This is a genomic window from Neglectibacter sp. X4 (assembly GCF_009917365.1).
Lineage (GTDB): Bacteria > Bacillota > Clostridia > Oscillospirales > Acutalibacteraceae > Acutalibacter.
In genome coordinates, this window is the sequence record NZ_QWLE01000203.1 from 1 (window position 1) to 815 (window position 815).

At 38.8% G+C, this 815-nt stretch carries 2 protein-coding genes; both read left to right on the forward strand.

Features of this window, described 5'->3' with window-relative positions:
* The coding region (locus tag D1841_RS17670) for a GntR family transcriptional regulator (protein WP_166554337.1) at positions 1-345 on the forward strand (345 nt) is incomplete at its 5' end.
* Positions 346-815: ABC transporter ATP-binding protein (locus tag D1841_RS17675; RefSeq protein WP_166554338.1), on the forward strand; the 470-nt coding region annotated here is incomplete at its 3' end.

Consider the following 815-nt stretch of genomic DNA (forward strand, 5'->3'; position numbering starts at 1 on the left):
CCTCTTTACCAACAAATCAAAGACCAGATAAAAGACGCTATTTTAAAAGAAGAATTAGTAGAGGGCGACGCACTTCCCTCTATTCGTGCCTTTGCAAATGATTTAAAGGTCAGCGTCTTAACAATACGGAGAGTCTATGATGAATTGGAACAAGAGGGATTTGTAACAAGCCAAGTCGGTATCGGCACTTTTGTTTCTACAAGCAATATTGAATTATTGCGGGATTCCAAGCGGCGGCTTGTGGAGAAAAAAATGCTTGATATGATTCAGACAGCGAAATCTTTGGGCATTAGTAAAGATGAATTAAATGCCATGATGGACATTTTATACGAGGAGGAAAACTAAATGGATAACATTTTAGAAGTATCTGGATTAAGTAAAAGGTATGGTAATTTTGCCTTGAAAGACATCTCCTTTTATTTGCCAGAGGGCTGCATCACGGGATTTGTCGGAATCAATGGAGCAGGAAAAACGACAACTCTCCGAAGTATCTTAGGGCTTACAAACAAAGTGTCTGGAAATATAAAGTTTTTTGGCATGGACATGGAGGGAAATGAAAGTAAAATAAAAGACCGCATTGGCATTGTGCTTGATGAAGGATGCTTTTATGATGAATTAACGCTCTCAGAAATGAAAAATGTAATTGCCTCCGCTTACAAAAATTGGTGCGAACAGGACTTTATAGATTACTTGGAACAGTTTTCATTGAATCCGAAGCAGAAAATCAGTACCCTGTCAAAAGGAATGCGGATGAAATACGCTTTAGCTCTGGCACTTTCTCATAAAGCGGAACTGCTTATCATGGATGAGCCAAC